The sequence below is a fragment of the Streptococcus suis genome (assembly GCF_002960445.1).
Classification (GTDB): domain Bacteria; phylum Bacillota; class Bacilli; order Lactobacillales; family Streptococcaceae; genus Streptococcus; species Streptococcus hyiners.
The window spans coordinates 25,211-44,746 of the sequence record NZ_POJD01000257.1; the positions used below are offsets into that span (position 1 = coordinate 25,211).

The following is a 19,536-nucleotide window of genomic DNA, read 5'->3' on the forward strand; positions in this document are numbered from 1 at the left end:
TTCCATAGAAGAACAAGCTCCTACCTACCAATAGATTATTTTTCTTTTAGATAGCTCAAATCATTTTTGTGCAAGGTTTCCGCAAGTAAGCCTTCCTGTTGAGCCACTTCTTCCTCTGACCAAGCATAATAGGCTGCCATTTCCTTGATGATTTCAGGTGCTACTGCATCCAATTGCTCACGCATGAAGAGCATGTAGTTGGTACGACGGAGAAGATAATCCACTACTGTCAAGGTCATTTCTTCCTTCATAGCATAGTGAAGAGAAAGCAAATCACGCTTGTTAAGGGCAGACACAGCCTCTACTTTATGGTTCAAGGCAAAGACTTTTGGAGCATTTGATCCGTACAAGTTAGCAAGATAGAGGGCATCGTCGTAGTCCAAACCTTTTTTCACACCTAATTGAGCCAAGTGTTCGATTTCTTCTGCTACATTAGCTGGGTTCAATTCACCACCAGATACAGGATAGGTCTTAGAATTGATGAGTTTAAAGCTACGACCATGCTCTTCTTTGAGGATATCTGCTACTTTTTCTAAAGCACCTTCTGCCATCTTACGGAAATCGGTAATTTTACCACCGGCAAGTGTCAGCAAACCATTGTCATCACGGTCAAGGGCAGAACCACGCGATACAGCAGACGGATCCAAGTGTTTTTCAGAAACACTACCTTCCAGATGGGTCAAATCGTGTTCCACATCGTCACGAGTCTTTTCATTGTTCAAGTAGCCTTTGACCGTTTCAATCAGGCTATTAAAGCTGTCATCGCTGAGCTTACCATTATTTCCACCATTGTAGTCGGAAGCACCATTTCCAGACAAGAGAGGACGAAGACCTGCCCAACCGCTCTCAATGTCATCCAAGGTCAAGTTTGCTTCTGGGAAGCGATTGTTGACAATATCAAGCAGGTAGTCAACGTCTTCTTGAGTTACCATCGGATTCGCCAAATCACCAGTATAGTCCGTATCGGTCGTACCAAAGTAGGTTTTATTTTCACGTGGAAGGACAAAGACCATGCGACCATCTGCATGACCTGTATCAAAATAAGTCGGCTGTGGCACAGACAAGCGAGAGCTATCGACAACTAGGTGCACACCCTTGGTTGGACGCATTTGAAGGACACCTGAACCTTCGCCACCCAGATTTCGTACTTCATCACTCCAAGGTCCTGTTGTATTGATAACCAAACGCGCACGAATTTCAAAGGTGCTGTCTGTCAATAAGTCACGAGCGACAATTCCGACAACTTTTCCAGCCTCATCCTTGATGAATTTCTCCGCTTTGACACGGCTAGCAATCAAGGCACCATCTTTGGCTGCCCGTTTGATATTTTCAATTACTAGGCGAGCATCATTGTTACGGAAGTCAAGGTAAACTCCACCTCCAAGTAAGCCTTCTTTTTTCAAGTGAGGTGCCCGTTCTAGGACTTCTTCTCTCGTCAACACCTTATTGGCAAGGTCTGTATTGTTGACGCCAGCCAAGAGGTCATAGAGGTCCATAGCCACTTTCAAGCGAAAGAGACTAAAGGTCGAACCTTCTTCATCATAGACTGGAAGCAACATTGGGTCTGGCTTGGGAATGTGAGGCGCAATATTTTGTACAACCGCACGTTCTGAAACTGTATCGGAAACCACTTCTACATCAAATTGTTTGAGGTAACGAAGTCCACCGTGAACCAATTTTGTTGAACGGCTGGATGTCCCCTCGGCAAAGTCTTGCATTTCAATCAAGGCTGTTTCCATGCCACTAGCAGCAGCTTGGAGGGCTACGCCAGCCCCCGTAATCCCACCACCGATAACCAGCAGGTCCAACTGTCTATCTTGCATTTTTTCAATCGCTAAGCGACGTGTTTCTTTTGAAAATTCCATGTTTTCACACTTTCTACTTCTTTACTCTTCATCCAACTGTGCAAATAATTGCGTTGCAGCAACTGCTTTTTTCCAGCCTTTATAGAGCTGTTCTTTGCGCGCTTCGTTCATAGCTGGCTGGAAGGATTGACCAACTGCATTTAATTCTTTCAATTCATCCAAATCTTTCCAGAAACCAACTGCCAAACCTGCCAAGAATGCTGCACCAAGAGCAGTTGTTTCAAGGTTTTGAGCGCGTGCGATTTCGATACCCAAGATATCTGCCTGGAATTGCATAAGGAGACTGTTCATGGCTGCACCACCGTCAACCTTCAAGACTGAAATATCAATCCCTGTATCCAATTGCATGGTATCAATAACATCACGAACTTGGTAGGCAATGGATTGTAGTGTAGCTTTGACGAAGTCTTCTTTGGTTGTTCCGCGAGTTAAGCCGAATACTGAACCACGCGCATCTGAATTCCAATACGGAGCACCAAGTCCAGTAAAGGCTGGTACAACATAGACTTCATCATTGCTAGTAGACTTACGAGCAAGTTCTTCTGACTCAGGTGAAGTTTCCACCATTCTCATGCTATCACGAAGCCATTGAACCGCAGAACCCGCGATAAAGATTGAACCTTCAAGAGCATAGTAAACTTTTCCGTTGATTCCATAACCGATGGTAGTCAAAAGGCTATTTTCAGATAGCTGCATTTCTTCACCAGTGTTCATCACAATGAAGGAACCAGTTCCGTAAGTATTTTTCACCATACCAGGCTCAAATGCCAATTGTCCAAAGAGTGCTGCCTGTTGGTCTCCTGCCATACCTGAGATTGGAACTTCTGCGCCGTAAAAATGGAATGGAGCAGTTGTACCGTAAATTTCAGAGTTTGAACGAACTTCCGGCAACATGGCTTTTGGAATGTTAAGCAAACTTAGAATCTCATCATCCCACTTCAACTCTTCGATGTTGTACAACATGGTACGAGCCGCATTTGAGTAATCGGTCACATGGCACTTGCCGTTGGTCAATTTCCAAACCAACCAAGTATCGATGGTTCCGAAAAGAATTTCACCTTTTTCAGCACGTTCCTGCGCACCTGGTACTTGGTCTAGAATCCAACGAACTTTCGTTGCTGAGAAGTAAGCATCGACTACAAGACCTGTCTTTTTATGAATCATATCCGCATGTCCATCAGCCTTGAGTTGGTCAGCGATATGAGATGTTTGACGAGATTGCCATACAATGGCATTGTAGATTGGAAGACCTGTTTCTTTATCCCAGACAACCGTTGTCTCACGTTGGTTTGTAATCCCAATCCCTTCGATTTGGTCAGGACGAACACCACTTTCGATAAAGGAACCTGCAATAACAGACTGAACAGAATTCCAAATTTCGTTTGCATTGTGTTCTACCCAGCCTGGTTTAGGAAAAATTTGTGTAAACTCTTTTTGGTAGCTACCGACTTTTTCACCCTTTTTGTTAAAGATAATGGCACGCGAACTCGTTGTGCCCTGGTCAATGGCCATGATGTATTTTTCAGTTGACATAAGATGTCCTCCTAAATTTATATTGTTTTTGAAAACGCTTCCGTTTTCTTGGTAACTCTATTCTAACTCATTCTTGTGAATTTTTTCTATCATTTTTTTTAAAAAAATAAAAAAATCTGATAAAAACTAGTTAGAAACGGCATTCTAACAAGCTTTTACCAGCTCATAATATTTTTTAATCGTCAGTATTAAAGAATTGAATATTTCACAAACTCGCTCTCACAGATTATCTATGTTCAATCGGAAATTTATGCTCCTGGATAAGCTTTTTTGATTCAAGTAATTTCAATTGATACAATTCTTGAATCATCCCTTTCAAGGCATGGATATCCCTTTCCTTGATCCTATCAGTTATATAATAAACAGGCAAATCGGTAGTCTGAAAATAATCTGTAATCAATAAATCTACTACTGTCTCTGCATTAAAGTAATCAATCTGGACCTGTCGATTGCCTTCCAGTCTTTCCCTTAGTTGCATCAGTTTAGGATAGGAAAATACTTCGTGTTGAGAAGAAGCAAAACCAACCTTTACCTGAATCGGCTCAACTTGACTTAAGTAAGTGAACAAACTTTCCAGCATGGAAACTAGATGACTACTAGACTCATTCTTCCAGTTTCTCTTTCGGTAAATTGTCTGGTTGACCTGCTGAATAATTCTCTCCGATTCCTCCCTGTATGTTCCATTTTCGACTTCTTCCAATAGGATAGAGGATTGAAAAAAGTAGAGTTGACTCATGATTTGGTTAATATGGTACAAACCTTCTTCTGACACAGCATATTGCCCACCAGTAAATTGTCGAATCTCTTGAACGACTCTTGAGGTAGCTTCCATAACCGGACCACCAAAACCTAAAACTTGTTCCAATTGGTGGGGAGCCAAGATAAAATGACTAAATAGAAATGCAAAAAGAGACATACTTTCGCCTTCTTGAAATGTAACTGCTTGTTGCTGAATAAGTGTAAAATACATTTTTCTCAAGGCCTTATAAAATTTATGTTCTAGATAGGGCTCCATCAACTGATATAAGGGCTTAAAATCTAATTGATTCAGTTTAAATCGCTTTTGAGCAATCACAAGCCATAATAAAACTGAGTCAGCCTGTCTTTTGTTCAAGTTTGATTGGTAGAATCGTTCAAAAACAGGTAATAATCTCTCTAAATCCGTCAACAAATGACTGCTTTGCCAACTAGATAGCTCATTTGTCAAATTAAATAGCTGATGATAGAAATAACGAATTTGGAGTTCACTGCCCTTGAGTCGCCCTCCTTTGATACTAATTTTAAATTCAGATAAGAGTTGATTGAGACTTGCTAACTGGCGATTCAAGGTCGCTTCACTTAACAGTGTATCCTGCGCTAACATTTGAACTGATAGATGATCCTTATCAAAAAGAGCGCAGAGAATTTGGTATTTCACACTCGACCCACACAGAAATGCTATGATTTCTTGACGACTCAAGTTTCCCTCTCTCTTTAAGAAAATCTGCTCTTTTGACATTTGGAATTCCAAGCCCAATCCTTCATCGTTGGCTTGCTCATTAAAGGTTTCAATATAGCGAACAAGAGTTGATTTGGAGAGTTCGAGATAGGCACAGACTTCCTTTAGAAATGGTTGATCTTTTCGATTTTCCAAATAAAGAAGCAGTTGATAGATAGCACGTTCTCGTTTTTCAAATAGACGGTCAATCTGCATATTCCTCCTCCTTCTCTCCATTATTTTGTCGAATCCATTCTTGGGCTGCCTCCACCATCAGTGGGATTAAGGGGGTCTTTCCAGGCAGGCAGAGCCATGATTGCTTGACCAAGTCATAGACAGTTAATCCTTGTGAGATAGCCAAGGACAAGGTATTCATTTGCTCGTAACAATCACTTTCAGAAACCAACTGACTTCCTAAGATTCTCCCGGTTTCTTTTTCTACAATCAATTTGAAATCTACTAACCTGCTATCCCATTTTGACAGCTCACGCTGAATCCGAATGGATTGACTGTCCAACCATAATGTTGCCTCACTCTCCGTCAAACCAAGGCTGGTCACACTATATCCAAACACATGGGTTGAAACAATTCGTTGGGCTTTTGATAACGCAGATTTCTTGGCAAACAAGTTTTGAGCTGCCATGCGTCCCGTCATTATGGCATGCTGAATCATTGGATAATAGGCACGACCAAAATAGTCAACTGGCAGACTAACTAAATCTCCTACCGCAAAGATATTTTTCTGACTCGTTTCCAAGTAATCATCCGTCCAAATAGTCCCATTGGGCAATAATTCAAATTTTTCTTTCACAATCACTTGATTGGGACGCAGATTTGTCGATGGTAATACTAGGTCAACCTGATATCTGCCCTTCATGGTAGAGACTTCAAGCCCCTGTTTTCCTTCATTCAACTCAATACGATTGACCGTTTCCCCAAAATGAAGGCTAATCCCGCTTTCTTCCAATGACTTACCAAGATTGTCCACCATTTCAGCATCTACATATTTTGCAAGGATGGAATCCTGGGCTTCAAAGACATGTAGTTCTAGGTCTAATCTTGACAAAGCATCCAAACTTTCTAAACCAATTTGACCTGCCCCAATAACCGCAACTGACCTTGCCTTGGACAGAAGGTGGAAACTCTGTTGTAGTTGGGAGTAGGTTTTGGTTTTTATAAAAAATGGTTCAATAGATTGGTCAGCCCAATCCCATGACTGACTTGCCCCCATCGCAAGTATCAATTTGTCAAATTTTTTTGTATCTCGTTTCCCCTTGTGTTCAAGAGTAATTGAAGAATTTTCTGGCGAAATGTCGATACATTCTGTAGAAAATTGGCAAGTAATCTCCAATTGCAAAACCTGGTCCAGTAATTCGATTCGTGCTTGGTGCCAATCAGAAATTTTTCCAGTCAATTTCCAATTCAAGGCATTTGGAAAATAGCCAACCTCTTCTTCGCGATCAATAAGCGTCACTCTAGCATTTTCATATAAAGTTTTACATTCTATCGCTGCACTCAAACCAGCAAAAGAAGCTCCGATAATAACAATGTCCATACTTAATACTTAATCCTTTTATCTTTTTTAGTTATTATATCAGGAATGACAAAAATTTGAAAAGGCTTGCAACTGAAAAACACACCAGATAACTGACGTGTTTCACTTTATTATTAATTTTTAATAATCTGGTCGTACAACTCCTGTTACTGTGGCCTTAGTTGCTTCGTAGTCGCCGTCTACTACAACTTTGATAATGCGTTTGGCATCTTCTTCTGGGCATGGTACCAATGGTAAGCGGAGCGGGCCAACTTCAAATCCAAGATAGTTGAGAACTGCCTTAACAGGAGCAGGACTTGGATAGGAGAAGAGGGCATTGACTTTTGGAATGAATTTGCGTTGAATAGCGGCTGCTGTTCGGATGTCTTGTTGTTCAATGGCAGTAAACATCTCATACATTTCATCGCCATTTGTATGGGAGGCAACCGAAATCACACCATCTGCCCCCAAGTTCATGGCATGGAAGGCATCTCCGTCTTCACCAGTATACACCAAGAAATCCTCTGGCTTGTTTTCAATCAAGTAAGCCATATTGGCAAGGCTGGTACACTCTTTTACACCAATGATATTTGGATGTTCTGCCAAACGCAACATGGTTTCTGGCGTCATTTCAACTACGACGCGACCTGGGATGTTGTAGATAATGATTGGTAAATCAGAGGCATCTGCAATAGCCTTGAAGTGTTGATACATTCCTTCTTGAGAAGGTTTGTTGTAATATGGCACGATGGCAAGACCTGCCGCAAAGCCTCCGAATGCCGCTACTTCCTTAGCAAATTCAATCGAATCGCGCGTATCGTTGGTACCGATACCTGCAATCAAAGGAACACGACCGTTGACAATTTTTTGCACGGCAGCAAATAATTCTAATTCTTCCGCGTGAGTAAGGGTTGGACTTTCAGCAGTTGTTCCTGCCAACAAAATCCCTTCCGTATGGTGAGCCAATAGATACTCAACCAACTCTGGTAAGACTGCATAATTTATCGAACCATCCTCATTGAATGGTGTAATCATGGCTGTAATAATTTTTACATCTCGTAACTCTTGAATAGACATGGAACCTCCTAGTCAATAATTTCATATCCAGCTTTCTGAAGAACTTCGATAGCCGCTGGGAAATCCTTAGCTTTAGTTAATATGTAGTCAGTATTGAAAGTAGATATTGCAAAAATACTAATTTTTGCTTCTGCTAGTAATTGACTAATTTGTGAAAGGATACCTACTAATGAGAAGTCAAGTACCCCCTCAACACGAAATGCTAGCCATCCTTTATCCTCTTCAATAACATTACTTGGAACTTCTTGGCTCAGACAAACGAGTGAGTTTTCTTGATCTGTCTTACCGATAAATACATAGGAGCTCGCCAAATTAACCTTTGTAAAATCTTCAAGTTTACAAACTGAAAAATCACCTTTAATAATTTTAAGTTTCATATATTTACGTATACTTTCTAATCACTCGCTAGAATTTGACTGATTCATATGGAATATTTAATAGTTTAAAAAGAGGCTAAAAATAAACTTATTTCAATTCAAATTTCAATTCTGCAGTTGGACGGACCAAGCCACGTTCATGGAGGGTTTCAGCAATTTGCACAGAGTTCCATGCAGCACCTTTGAGCAAGTTGTCAGAAACCACCCACATGTGGATTCCATTTTCCTTGTCCAAATCCTTACGGATACGACCGACAAAGGTATCACGGCTACCAACGGCGTTAATAGCTTGCGGATACACTTGGTTCGCCACATCATCTTCCAAAACAGCACCTGGGAAGGCTGCAATGGCTGCTTTTACCTCATCAATCGGAGCAATTTCTTTGGTTTCAATGTAAACAGACTCAGAATGGGCAGACAAGACTGGGATACGGACACAGGTTGCAGAAACGGCAATGCTGTCATCTTCCATGATTTTCTTGGTTTCTTTTGTCATCTTCATCTCTTCATAAGTGTAGTCATTTTCAGTGAAGAGGTCGATTTGTGGAATGGCGTTGAAACCGATTGGGTAGTGCTTCTTATCGCCTCCAGAAGGAAGAATGTTCGCTTCTACCGCTTTGGGCTCAACACCGTCATTCAAAACAGAACGAAGTTGAGCCTGAGTTTCCAAGATAGCTCCCATACCAGCACCAGAAACTGCCTGATAGGTTGATACGATAATCCGCTCCAAGCCCCATTTTTGACGAACAGGTTCAAGAGCAACCATCATCTGAATAGTTGAGCAGTTTGGGCAAGCAATGATACCATTGTGAGCATCTAGTGCGTGTGCATTGACTTCTGGAACAACCAAGGGCACATCTGGATTTTGACGGAAATACGAAGTATTGTCCACGACAACCGCTCCTGCTTTTACTGCATAAGGAGCATACTTGGCAGATGTAGAACCACCAGCTGAGAAGAGGGCAATATCCACTCCTTCAAAGGCTGTTTCTGTTGTTTCTTCAATGACAATGTCCTGTCCCTTAAACTGCAAGGTCTTGCCTGCTGAACGAGCAGAAGCCAAAAAACGCACTTTCTCGATTGGAAGGGTTGACTCTTCCAACATTTTAATCATTTGGGCACCAACTGCACCAGTCGCACCAACAACAGCTACTACATAAGCCATAGAAATCTCCTTTAGGTCAATTCTTCAAAATTTTCTAAAAATTTGTTATTTCATAATTATACCATAATATTTTCAAAAGAAAAGCCCTGAGAAAACTGAATTTCTCAGGACTAACTTCTACTGACTTAAACAGATGAAACAACCATCCGTGAACGTTGTTCAATTTCCTCAGGTGTCAGAACACTATTATAAAACATGAATTGACGAAGATTGAGCTCATCAACTGTCCAACGTAGTTCTGTCTGACGGCGTGTGCCACCAACCTGTACATAGTCCATAGCAGTTGCAGAGGTAAATGGAGCTTGTGTCATGGTCGTTTGTCCAGACAATTTTCCATTCACATATAATTTGACCAAGAATTGACGACTTGTCCCAACTTGTTCATAGGTCATGGCAACAGTATTCCAGTTCCCATTGATGAGGCGCTGGCTGGCATCTGTAATATGACCAATCGTCTGACCGCTACTGCCAATACGGCTTTCAAATCTTAATTGACCATCCCGCACAATGAGAGCTGAGTACTCATTTTTTAGACTGGCACTCGATGTGGAGAATAGGCTATAAAAACCTGAAGTTGTGCTGGCTTTAAAGTCCATGAAAATTGTTCCACTATTGATAGCTAGAAGACTATCTTTGACAGTGCTAGCTAGCTCAATACGCTTACCATTCTGGGCATTGGTTTGAAGTGGCTCCAAACTCAGTACCTGATGATTGGCAAAGGATGGCTCAGCTTGACTTGGAATGTATTCAAATAATTCCACTTCTTTCAAGGTCATCATGCGATTATTGATTTGATTTGGGCGTACACGCGCCTCCAAAATAAGCAATTCGATTCTATCTGCTCGAATATCTCGACTAAATTGATAGGTTTCAATTTCTCTTTCGTAAGGCACAGATATTTCAGCCGACTGGTGAACCAAGTTAGCGCCATTGTAAGCCTTTACTTGATACTTGGTAACCGTACCATTGTTATTGATACGCTTGGTCATAACCAAACTATGCAATCTGGTTGCTTGACCATTTGTCGTCTGAATAGTGATTGTCTGAGGCAAGGTAATTCGATCTGTCAAATTCCAACGCAATTCTGTCAGACTTTCCTTATTGCCATCCATCAAATTGGACAACCCACGTCTAAAGGTATCCTCATAGACATTTTCACCACGAACAGTTAAACGAGAACTGTCAATCTTTTCCACTCTAAACAAGGGCTGTTCTTCAACGCTACTTCCCACCTCGTACAATTCAACCTCTTTGATTGTCATCGTACGATTATTGAGAACTTCTGGTCGGAATTTAGCTTCTATAATAATCAAGTCAACCTTATTCGCAAACACTCTGCTTGTGAACTTATAATGATCTTCTGTCTGGGCATAAGGAACTTCAATAATCCCTGAATCATGTGTTAAGTTTGTCCCATCGTAAGTTTTAATACGATACTTGGTTACCGTACCGTAATTATTGATACGCTTGAAAAGAGCCAGCTTATCGAGTTGAATAGCCTGATTATTACGTGTCTGAATTGAAATAGTCTGCGGAAGTCTTACCTTGCTATTACTCAAATTCCATCGCAATTCTGTTAGTGTATCTAGGTTGCCATCCATCAAATTAGCCAGACCGCGTCGATGACCATCCTCATAAACATCTTCTCCTCTCACTAAAAGGCGGTCCACTGTAACTTTCTGACTAGACGTAGCCAGTGACGGTTCAAAAATAGCCTTTAAATAGACCTGTTGATTTTCCGGTGTCACAATAGCCCCACTAACAAGCCCGTCAAAAACAAGCACTCCTGTCGTAGAATTCCAATTATAAACCAAGGTCCTAGCATCCAACTGTCCGATGTAGCTCAGTTGGTGACCTGATTGGATCCGTAATTGAGGACGTCCCAAGGCCAACACCGGTTTAGTGAAGGACAGATATAACCGATTATCACGACCCAAACTAACAGTTTGTACGGCACTGGCGTAACTTGTACTCACAGGTTTTGTCAAATAATCCCAAGTGACCGTTTTGTAATATAAACTATAGGCATTCTGATTACCAGTCGTATGCTCGTAGAGAATACCAAAGGTATCATTGCCCAGATATTGAATGGAGTTGTAGGCGAAATTTCCTTCCTGAATAAGAGTATGATGGGTCCAGATTAAACGACCATTAGTCGTAACCTCTGCCAAATGGATAGTACCATTGGTACGATTACGGTCAGGACCAGCTGCATTGGCTAAAAGAACATATTCTTTACCATTACGAACGTGACGAATAGCCGACAATTGAACATAAGGATCATGAACATCTTCCATCACCTCTAGCTCTTTCAACCAGGTTTGACCTCCATCTAAACTTGTTGCCACACGTACCTTACCAGCTAAACCACGCATAAACATTTTCAACTGACCATTCCCCAGTTGCACTAGGCTTGCTTCTGTTCCCTGTTCTTTTCGATTATTCATCGTACTAGAGTGCAAAACAGTTCCATCAGCTAAGGGACGATCATCATTGAAGCTTTTACCAGATTTCCAGGTCCTACCATGATCATCTGAATAGAGTACAAGAGCCGATTGAGAACCATGTAAACCAGTCACCCAGTTGGCAGAATAGGCAGGCACAACCAAACGCCCTTTATTTGGACCAGTATGAAGGACAATGCCTGTACCAGGACCCAGACCTAAAAACTTCATGTAGTCTTTTTTTACACTAGGTGTAATATCTGTAGGTCTAGACCAAGTTCTTCCATCATCATCACTATAGGACATCCAAATATAGTTGGCATTTGCTACACGAAATAGACCTGGGTCGGCAGTTTGATTATAAATATTCCCTATCAATTCTTGATCATAGTACAAATCGCCCATATTTGCATAGGCTGGACTTGTGTCGCGAATATTAACACGATAGAGGGTAATTTGTCCATCTGGTGTATAAACATAGCCATTTTCTCTCAAAGTAAAGGGTCTATCATTCTTGTTACTATAAAGATTTAGATAGGATTTTCCATCGATGACGGTATACTCTACCTCTCTTTGAGACGGCATTCCAAATAAGGCTTGGCCTTCTGGATACATATCGTAAATAGCAAAAATTCGTTTCGTTGTAGGGTCTTGAACAAGAGCTGTATCGATGGTTAAAGGAGCACCAATCGTCGGATTACTTGCCTTGGCATTATTTTTTAAATCAACTATTTTAATGGTCGGTCCCCAAGTAGTTCCATTATCCGAACTCCGTTTAACAGCCTGCGCAATATCGCCCCAGTCACCTGAATGGTCATGACGCATATCTGTAGCAGCAATCAAGGTTCCTTTATCCGTTCTTAACAGAGCTGGAATACGAAAACTTGCTGCCCCTTCTGGACCTTTCTGACCAGCTCGTCCGCCTTCAAAAACCACAACTTTTTCAGAGATTCCGGTCCTTTCCAAACTATCTACTGGGAAAGTTTCACGAGCAAACAAAGCAGAACGACGAGCAATCTCCTCAGCTGTCAAAACTTTATTATAAAACGTAAAATTGCGAACGTCCATCTGTTCAATACCCCAACGCAAGTCGTTACCACGTTTGGTTGCACCAAGCTGAGCATGACTCATTGCTGTCGCACTGGTAAAAATTCCTTGACTGGCTCTGGTTATACCAGACAATTGACCATTAATGTAGAGTTTGATATCCATTTCTTGGCTATTCAAGACTTTTTCATATGTCATGGCAACAGCATTCCATTCACCATTGACCATATTGGCATCCATCTGAGTAACATTGGCAATGGTCCGTCCGCCATCTACACGACTTTCAAGAATAATACTGCTATCCTTTGCAATCAGAGCTGTATATTCATTTGCCTTTGTATCACTTGATGTCGAAAATATACTATGAAAACCTGCATTTTGGCTAGCCTTATATTCCATATATATAGTGCCATTCTCAGACTGCTTAATCAACTGTTCAGTACCTTCGTCTAGGACGTGGCGTTTATCGTTACTAGAATTTAATTGGGCACCTTCGACCTTGGTAACTTCATTAGCTTCAAATTCCTTGGCTGGACTATCTTCATTTATTGTGACGGATCCGCCACGAAATTCCATTGCAGTATTGGAGTGGAGAAGGGAACCTTCTCCTACTGGTAATTGCTGTATATGAGGGTCAGTAAATACTGGAACCTCTACTCCAACAGCAGCTGGGTCTACCACCTCTTCACCATCTAACTCCGTATTTTCAACTACTGGTTGAAGGACAGCAACTGCTTGCTGGTTCTCAACAGTCGTCACAAGCTCTTGCCCCTGAACTTGTTTGACAAAGAAGAAAGCAGGTAGTATCATGCTTGAGAATAGGGACACCTTGTAAATTGATGATTTGGTAATCTTTTTCATATAATCTCCACAATTATTTTCCGTCCTAGTTAATCACAACCAGGAAGTAGTAAAAGAAAAACACTAATTCCTTATCTCAGCTAAAAACAAGGAATATATCTAGTATTAGATTATCATCAAAAATTGATTATAGGAAGCATTTGGTGCAATAGGAACATGAACTACTAGAAAAGAAAAAAGCCCACCTCAAGGGTGGGCAAGGGCATCGTTTCCGATGAGATTAGAAGGTTCACAGCATCTAACCAAGGTCCGCTCCTGCGTTTCAATCTAATGAAGACCTCCCTAGCGTCGAATGTGACAAAGTCACTACTCGGCTCATCGCATGAACCTATTCTACCATAATCTGAAAAAATTGCAAGTCACACTAATCTAAACGTTCTTGAATAGTCACTTGTACTCTATCACCAGCCTGTTTTCCAATAGCAACTCGAATAGCCTTTTGAACGCCAATAATGTAAGAGATATTGCCTGCTTCATCCTTAACTCCCATATTGACAATGGAACCATCGTAGGGATGACCGTCAAATGTCGCGGTTACCTTGACCCTCCCCTTGCCAAACTCTTCTCGTATATCATAGGGAAAGATGACATAGGCTCCACCCTTGTCTGGCACTGGATGGATAAGGGCTTCAAATTCATAAACTTTAGACATGGTCCCTCCTAGATGTACTTACTAGCCTCGCGAATGGACAAGCCTGCCATTTGGGAACGGTATTTGTCAAGAAAAGTTCGGACCCAGTCAGGATTGGTCTTAGAATAATCCCGTAAGCTCCAACCAATTGCCTTGTTGATGAAAAATTCTGTCTGATTGAGATTATTGACCAGGATTTTCTCCAACAACTCTATATCTGTCTTTTCTTTCTGCAAGAGTTGGTGGTCAATGGCAATTCGCCTCAACCAGAAATCATCATCCACACTCCATTCCAAAATGGTCTGCTTGGCCTCTGGATTGTCCAAGACAATCTTACCAACTAGCTTGTCTAGACCGTCAATACTATCCCACCATGACTTTGTCTGAGCAAGCTTTTTCAAACGGGGTAGGTCGGCTAAAACCAAATCCTTTTTCTTTGTCACCAGATAATCAATAGCGATATACTGAAACTCACGATAGGGGCTAGCCCAACAAGCCTCTACAAAATCCCAGTTAATTCCCTGAGCCTTGAAATCTTTGAAAAACTGCTTGGCAACTTTTCGGCGGTCAGGCGTTCGTACACCTAAGAATTCAAAGTTATTTTTCATATAAGCTTTCATAGGCTGGGCTTGACTAGCATCAGCCACAGCATTGAGCCGTTTCTCTAGTTCTTCAATTTTCATCCATTTCACCTACCAAAGATTTTTGAAGCCAGACAATATCGTGCCAGGTATCAAATTTATAACCAACTTTTTTGAAATGAGCCACCTGTTCGTAGCCCCGTTTCTCATGGAGGGCTAGGGAAGCTGGATTGGGCAGGGCGATACAGGCTAAAAAATTCTTAAAGCCACGCGCCGTCAAGTCTTCTTCCAAGGCATCATATAAAAGACTTCCGATTCCTTTTCCACGTGCCTCTTGAGCAACATAAACAGACAATTCAACTGTCCAATCGTAAGCGGCACGATCTTTGTAGGTTGAAGCATACGCATATCCCACAAGAGCTCCTTCTTCTTCAGCGACTAGATAGGGAAATTTCTCCAAAGTCTTTTTAATCCGACTAGCAAATTCTGCCACAGTCGGCACTTCTGTTTCAAAAGTAATGGCGGTACCTTCAACATAAGGAGCGTAGATAGCCACCAAATCTGCAGCATCCTCTATCTGAGCTGACCGAATGTTTATCATCTAGTTCTCCAACAATTCTCTGTCATAAATAGTATAGTCACAACGGTAGATAATCAAACGCTTGCCGTCAATTAAGAGTTCAGAAGTCTTAGGCGCATCGGAAGCATAGAGGGACACCTTATCACCAGCATAGGTCGCTAGAGGTGTTCCGTTTTGCGAACGAATTAAAACAACCTTTGCTTTTCCTGTAAAATCATTTTTTAAGCTAGAAACCATCCGATTAACAATGGGAATAGATGGATCATAGTTGACCATATCTACAGAAGATTGATACTTGGCAAATAAATCCTCCAAACCTTCTTCTGCAGCAATCAAGGACGAACCAACATGGTCAATTTCATAATTACCAAGTGTCACCTTCAAAACAGACGAATCCGCATTGGAATAGCCTTCGGCATCCACGGAGTCAAACTCCTCATTCCGCGAAATCGATAAGGATTTACCAGACATTTCATCGATTAACTGAGAATTTTCATCAAATGTCCGAACTGTCATTTCCAAACCAATCCATTCTTCCTTGGTATTTTTCCACCAATTTGAAATCGACTGACAGGCTGACAAAGTAAACAAACTTGCGACTAAAACAGCACTAAGTGCTAGTTTTTTATTCAATCTCATATAAAACCTCCAATGGTTGATACCTTATTGTAACATGGAAGAAGAAAAACCGCCCTATCGGACGGTCATTACACCATTAAAAATTAAAGACGTCATTCAAATTCTCAGCCATAGTCGGATGGGTGAAAATCTGTGTTTTAAAGTAGGTATAAGGGATTTTATTATCAATGGCCATAGCAATCAGGTTAATCAGCTCCTCAGAATTGCGACCAAAGAGAGTCGCACCCAGAACAAGCTTACTTTCCTTATCCACGATAACCTTGAAAATGCCTTTGAGGTCATTATTGACATGGGCGCGTGGCATATTGGCAACAGGCAATTCATTGGCAATGTAGTCGTAACCCGCTTCTTTGGCTTCCTTCTCGGTCAGACCGACACGAGAAAGCACAGGCGTGATAAAGACGCTGGTTGGGATTGACTTGCGTTGGCTCAAGCTGTAAGTTCCAGTTCCAGTCAACTTGCCAAAAACGATACGGAAGTCGTCTAGAGATGTGTAAGTGAATTGTGGACCGCCATTGACATCGCCCACTGCATAGACACCTGGAACAGTCGTTTCGCAGTAGTCATCCACCTTAACAGCACCATTTTCCAAAAGCTCAATCGCCGTATTTTCCAAGCCCAAGTCAGCAGTATTTGGTACCCGACCTGTCGCATAGAGGACAGCATCAAAGTTAGCTGTTTCACCATTGACAGTCACGGCAACTTGCTCTCCTGCAGCTGCTACTTGCTCGATTTTCGCACCCAAGACAAAGGTCACGCCAGCTTCTTCCATATACTCCTTAGCTAGCTTGACAACCACTTCCTCTTCTCTTTGTAAAATAGCAGAGCCAGCTTCATATACCGTCACCTGACTGCCGAGTTTGCTGTAAAGTCCAGCAAATTCAAGGCCAATGTTACCACCACCGATAATTGCCAACTTGTCAGGACGAACCTCCAAATTCTGAATGCCAGTACTGTCATAAACGTGAGCTGTATCCAACAAGCCAGGAATTGGAAGAACACGCGACTTGGCACCTGTGTTAATGATAACAGTTTCAGCAGTTAACTGAAGGCTTTCTTCTCCGGCAACTACCTCCACAACCTTGTCAGCCACAAAGCGCGCGTGACCTTGATAGAGATAAGCTCCACTGCCTTTCAAGACTGCTTCATTTTTATTCCGTAAGCGAGTGGTCACGGTTTCTTTTTGCTCCATGACCTGTTCAAAGGTCCAGTTTTTATCTGCTGCTACCAAGAGGGTCTTGGTTGGAATACAGCCGATATTGATACAGGTGCCACCAAACATGGCAGGATTTTCCTCAACCAAAGCTACCTTTTTACCAGCTGCAGAAAGCTTTCCTGCTAAGGTCTTTCCAGCCTTACCAAAACCGATAACTAACAAATCAAATTGTTCCATAAGATACTCCTTTTGTTTTTTCAACCCTAGTCTATCAAAAAAGAACAGTTTTGGCACAATTCTGCTACGGCAGTAGAATTTTGAATTACTTTAGCAAAAAAACAGATAAAAATTAGACAAGATGGCATAATTTTTGCTACAATGTATCCATACACTAATTTATTAATACAAAGGAGTTTTCAATGCGAAACATATTACACTATTGTAAAACCTACTTCCCCATCCTTTTAGCCAGCTTTGGTTTTGTAAAAGGCTGTCAAATGATATTTGAAGAGTTGGCCAAACCAAATGGCATGGAAGCCAAGTATCCCTTATTTTTACTGACTATTTCTGTTGCTGCCCTTTATATCATTCCCCTGGTCTATTTTATCCGCTATTTGGAAAACCGCTATGCTATTTCCAAAAAAGTCAGTCATTTAAGTTGGATTTTGGGACTAACTGCCGGAGTGGCTTTTTCAGACTATGGACACACTGCTATCGGTTACTTTTTGCTAGAGATTGTTAAGGTCAGTGATGATTTTCGTTATGACTGGGGGGCTGCTGTTTCTGCCCCGTTTGCAGAAGAGTTTGGCAAGGCTCTGGTTGTTCTCTTGGTTTTACTAATTGCAAGAAAAATAACTCTCAAACATGCCTTGGTCAGCGGTATGATTGCGGGTCTCAGTTTCCAAATTGTTGAAGATATCATGTTCACTTTTCGTGATATGTTTATTGGTAAACTGGATGGGTTTGAGACCATTATCGGTCGTGTTGGACAGGCTGGTTGGACCCACTGGGTATTTACCATGCTCTTTGCTATTGGCATGGTGGCACTTTTTACCAAACAAAAAGCCATGTCAATAGTTCAAGGTCTATTTTGGATTGCGGCAAGTATCAGTCTGCACTTCTTCTTCAATTCTCCATTACACACTGGTATGTTGACAACCCTACTCCCAATGGCTAGTGTCTTGCTGGGACTTCTTGCCTTTCGAACTGTTGATACATTTGCAGAATAAACTAACAAAGAGACTAAATGATAAGCATAAAATCACCTTTACTAATTGTGATTCTATGTTTTTTTATCTAATCATCTTTATGCTATCCTGACTTTCCAACCCACCTCACCAGTTCCTTTATCCTAGCTTTATCTTAACTTTTTAAATTCGTTTTAGAAAGGTTTGTAAATACCGAGAAGTATGATTAAAAAGTTCTCTCACATCCTACTTTTTCATCAAAAATATATGGTATATTGACATCTTGATTTTACTCTTGTATAATTAAAGTGATAAAAATAAGTTAGGAAGATTTACTATTAGAAGTTGAAAAATAAAACATGTCAATTGGACTGTGGTTCGTTAATAGAAGGGAAACAAGATGAAAAACAAAACTATTTTTATGATTGCATTGACTCTAGGATTATTATTACTATTTTGGAGAGGTTCACCCCTTAATGCAGCAGAAAGCAACTCTTATATAGCAGACCATAGTCAGAAAGTTGAGTTGGACAATCTAACCCTACCAACAGAAGTTAGAGTGGGCGATTTTGGACAAATACGCCGTAGCCTCTCGGATAGTTACTACGACTTAGAATTCAGTCTTGATTTTGAGGTAGAGGATGCTTCTGTGCTATCAATAGGAGAAAAAGGAGATTGGAAAGCACTTAAAGCTGGAATAACATCCGTTACCGTCCTTCCAGCACAACCAGATAAAAAACAAAGTTTTTTAAATGAATTATCACAAAAAAATTGGACTTATTTTCCTGGTGTTTATTTAGGACAGACTCCCGTTTCTTCACATCAACAATCTTCCCCAGAAAAGACGACCTTCACTGTAACCGTCCTCGAAACAAATGAACCCGACCAATTAGACACTCCAATTCCTATGTATAGACTATATAATCCAGTTAACCACGAGCATTTTTATACCTCAGATGAGCATGAAAAAGATTATCTGGTAAAAATTGGATGGGGAAATGATGAAGGAATTGCTTGGCATTTCATAAATGCTACTTCAAATGACAAACCTGTTTATCGTCTCTATAATCCCATTCTCAAAGACCATCACTATACCTTGGATAAACATGAGGTAAACGTTTTAACAAGTCGATTTGGTTGGAAACAAGAAGGTATCGGATGGTATTCAAATGGAAACAAAGAAGTGCATCGTTTGTTTCATCCAGGATTAGTCAGTGGTTCCCATCACTATACCTTGGATAAAAATGAAGTCAGAGTACTTCAAGAAAGAGGTTGGATCTATGAAGGTGTCGCTTGGTATGCTTATTAGGTGGAGATGGAACATTCATTTCAAGAATTATAAAAATTACTGAGGAGACACATTCTACAAATAGTCAGACTAT

Annotated in this window: 15 protein-coding genes; 2 read left to right on the forward strand and 13 right to left on the reverse strand. The window is 41.1% G+C overall.

Features of this window, described 5'->3' with window-relative positions; all coding sequences use genetic code 11:
* Positions 1-35: 35 nt before the first annotated feature.
* From glpO to C1G53_RS09505, 13 genes are all read right to left on the reverse strand, one after another.
* Complete coding sequence (gene glpO, locus C1G53_RS09445) at positions 36-1,865, reverse strand: type 1 glycerol-3-phosphate oxidase (protein WP_105118470.1); 1,830 nt, start codon at positions 1,863-1,865, stop codon at positions 36-38.
* A gap of 21 nt (positions 1,866-1,886) precedes the next feature.
* The gene (gene glpK / locus C1G53_RS09450) at positions 1,887-3,398 is read right to left on the reverse strand and encodes a glycerol kinase GlpK (RefSeq protein ID WP_105118471.1); all 1,512 of its coding nucleotides are present in this window, start codon (positions 3,396-3,398) and stop codon (positions 1,887-1,889) included.
* A gap of 226 nt (positions 3,399-3,624) precedes the next feature.
* On the reverse strand, positions 3,625-5,091 hold the full coding sequence (locus tag C1G53_RS09455; protein WP_105118472.1) for a helix-turn-helix domain-containing protein: 1,467 nt from the start codon (positions 5,089-5,091) through the stop codon (positions 3,625-3,627).
* Positions 5,081-6,430: an FAD-dependent oxidoreductase gene (locus C1G53_RS09460; protein WP_105118473.1), complete on the reverse strand. Its 1,350-nt coding sequence runs from the start codon at positions 6,428-6,430 to the stop codon at positions 5,081-5,083. Before C1G53_RS09460 ends, C1G53_RS09455 begins: the two co-directional genes overlap by 11 nt.
* 120 nt (positions 6,431-6,550) lie before the next feature.
* Positions 6,551-7,486 (reverse strand): 4-hydroxy-tetrahydrodipicolinate synthase, encoded by a 936-nt coding sequence (gene dapA / locus C1G53_RS09465; protein ID WP_105118474.1) that lies wholly within the window; start codon positions 7,484-7,486, stop codon positions 6,551-6,553.
* 8 nt (positions 7,487-7,494) lie between these two features.
* Entirely contained in the window at positions 7,495-7,863 is a 369-nt protein-coding gene (locus C1G53_RS09470) for an ACT domain-containing protein (RefSeq protein ID WP_105118475.1), read from the reverse strand.
* Positions 7,864-7,951: 88 nt separating this feature from the next.
* Positions 7,952-9,028, reverse strand: a complete 1,077-nt coding sequence (locus C1G53_RS09475; protein ID WP_024381757.1) for an aspartate-semialdehyde dehydrogenase — start codon at positions 9,026-9,028, stop codon at positions 7,952-7,954.
* A 125-nt stretch (positions 9,029-9,153) separates the two neighbouring features.
* Positions 9,154-13,380, reverse strand: a complete 4,227-nt coding sequence (locus C1G53_RS09480; RefSeq protein WP_105118476.1) for a sialidase domain-containing protein — start codon at positions 13,378-13,380, stop codon at positions 9,154-9,156.
* A gap of 364 nt (positions 13,381-13,744) precedes the next feature.
* The gene (locus C1G53_RS09485) at positions 13,745-14,032 is read right to left on the reverse strand and encodes a DUF1905 domain-containing protein (RefSeq protein WP_105118477.1); all 288 of its coding nucleotides are present in this window, start codon (positions 14,030-14,032) and stop codon (positions 13,745-13,747) included.
* 8 nt (positions 14,033-14,040) lie between these two features.
* Positions 14,041-14,694 carry a DNA alkylation repair protein gene (locus tag C1G53_RS09490; RefSeq protein ID WP_105118478.1) on the reverse strand — a complete coding sequence of 218 codons (654 nt, stop codon included), beginning with the start codon at positions 14,692-14,694 and terminating at the stop codon, positions 14,041-14,043.
* Positions 14,684-15,193 carry a GNAT family N-acetyltransferase gene (locus C1G53_RS09495; protein WP_105118479.1) on the reverse strand — a complete coding sequence of 170 codons (510 nt, stop codon included), beginning with the start codon at positions 15,191-15,193 and terminating at the stop codon, positions 14,684-14,686. The genes C1G53_RS09490 and C1G53_RS09495 overlap by 11 nt, the downstream gene beginning before the upstream one ends.
* Positions 15,194-15,811, reverse strand: coding sequence for a DUF5052 family protein (locus C1G53_RS09500; RefSeq protein WP_105118480.1), 618 nt, complete (start codon positions 15,809-15,811; stop codon positions 15,194-15,196).
* 76 nt (positions 15,812-15,887) lie between these two features.
* Positions 15,888-17,204: an FAD-containing oxidoreductase gene (locus tag C1G53_RS09505; protein ID WP_105118481.1), complete on the reverse strand. Its 1,317-nt coding sequence runs from the start codon at positions 17,202-17,204 to the stop codon at positions 15,888-15,890.
* Between the two features lie 182 nt (positions 17,205-17,386).
* Here C1G53_RS09505 and C1G53_RS09510 point away from each other — a divergent pair, with 182 nt between their 5' ends.
* Positions 17,387-18,196, forward strand: coding sequence for a PrsW family glutamic-type intramembrane protease (locus C1G53_RS09510; protein WP_105118482.1), 810 nt, complete (start codon positions 17,387-17,389; stop codon positions 18,194-18,196).
* 358 nt (positions 18,197-18,554) lie between these two features.
* Entirely contained in the window at positions 18,555-19,463 is a 909-nt protein-coding gene (locus C1G53_RS09515) for a hypothetical protein (protein ID WP_105118483.1), read from the forward strand.
* Positions 19,464-19,536 lie beyond the last annotated feature (73 nt).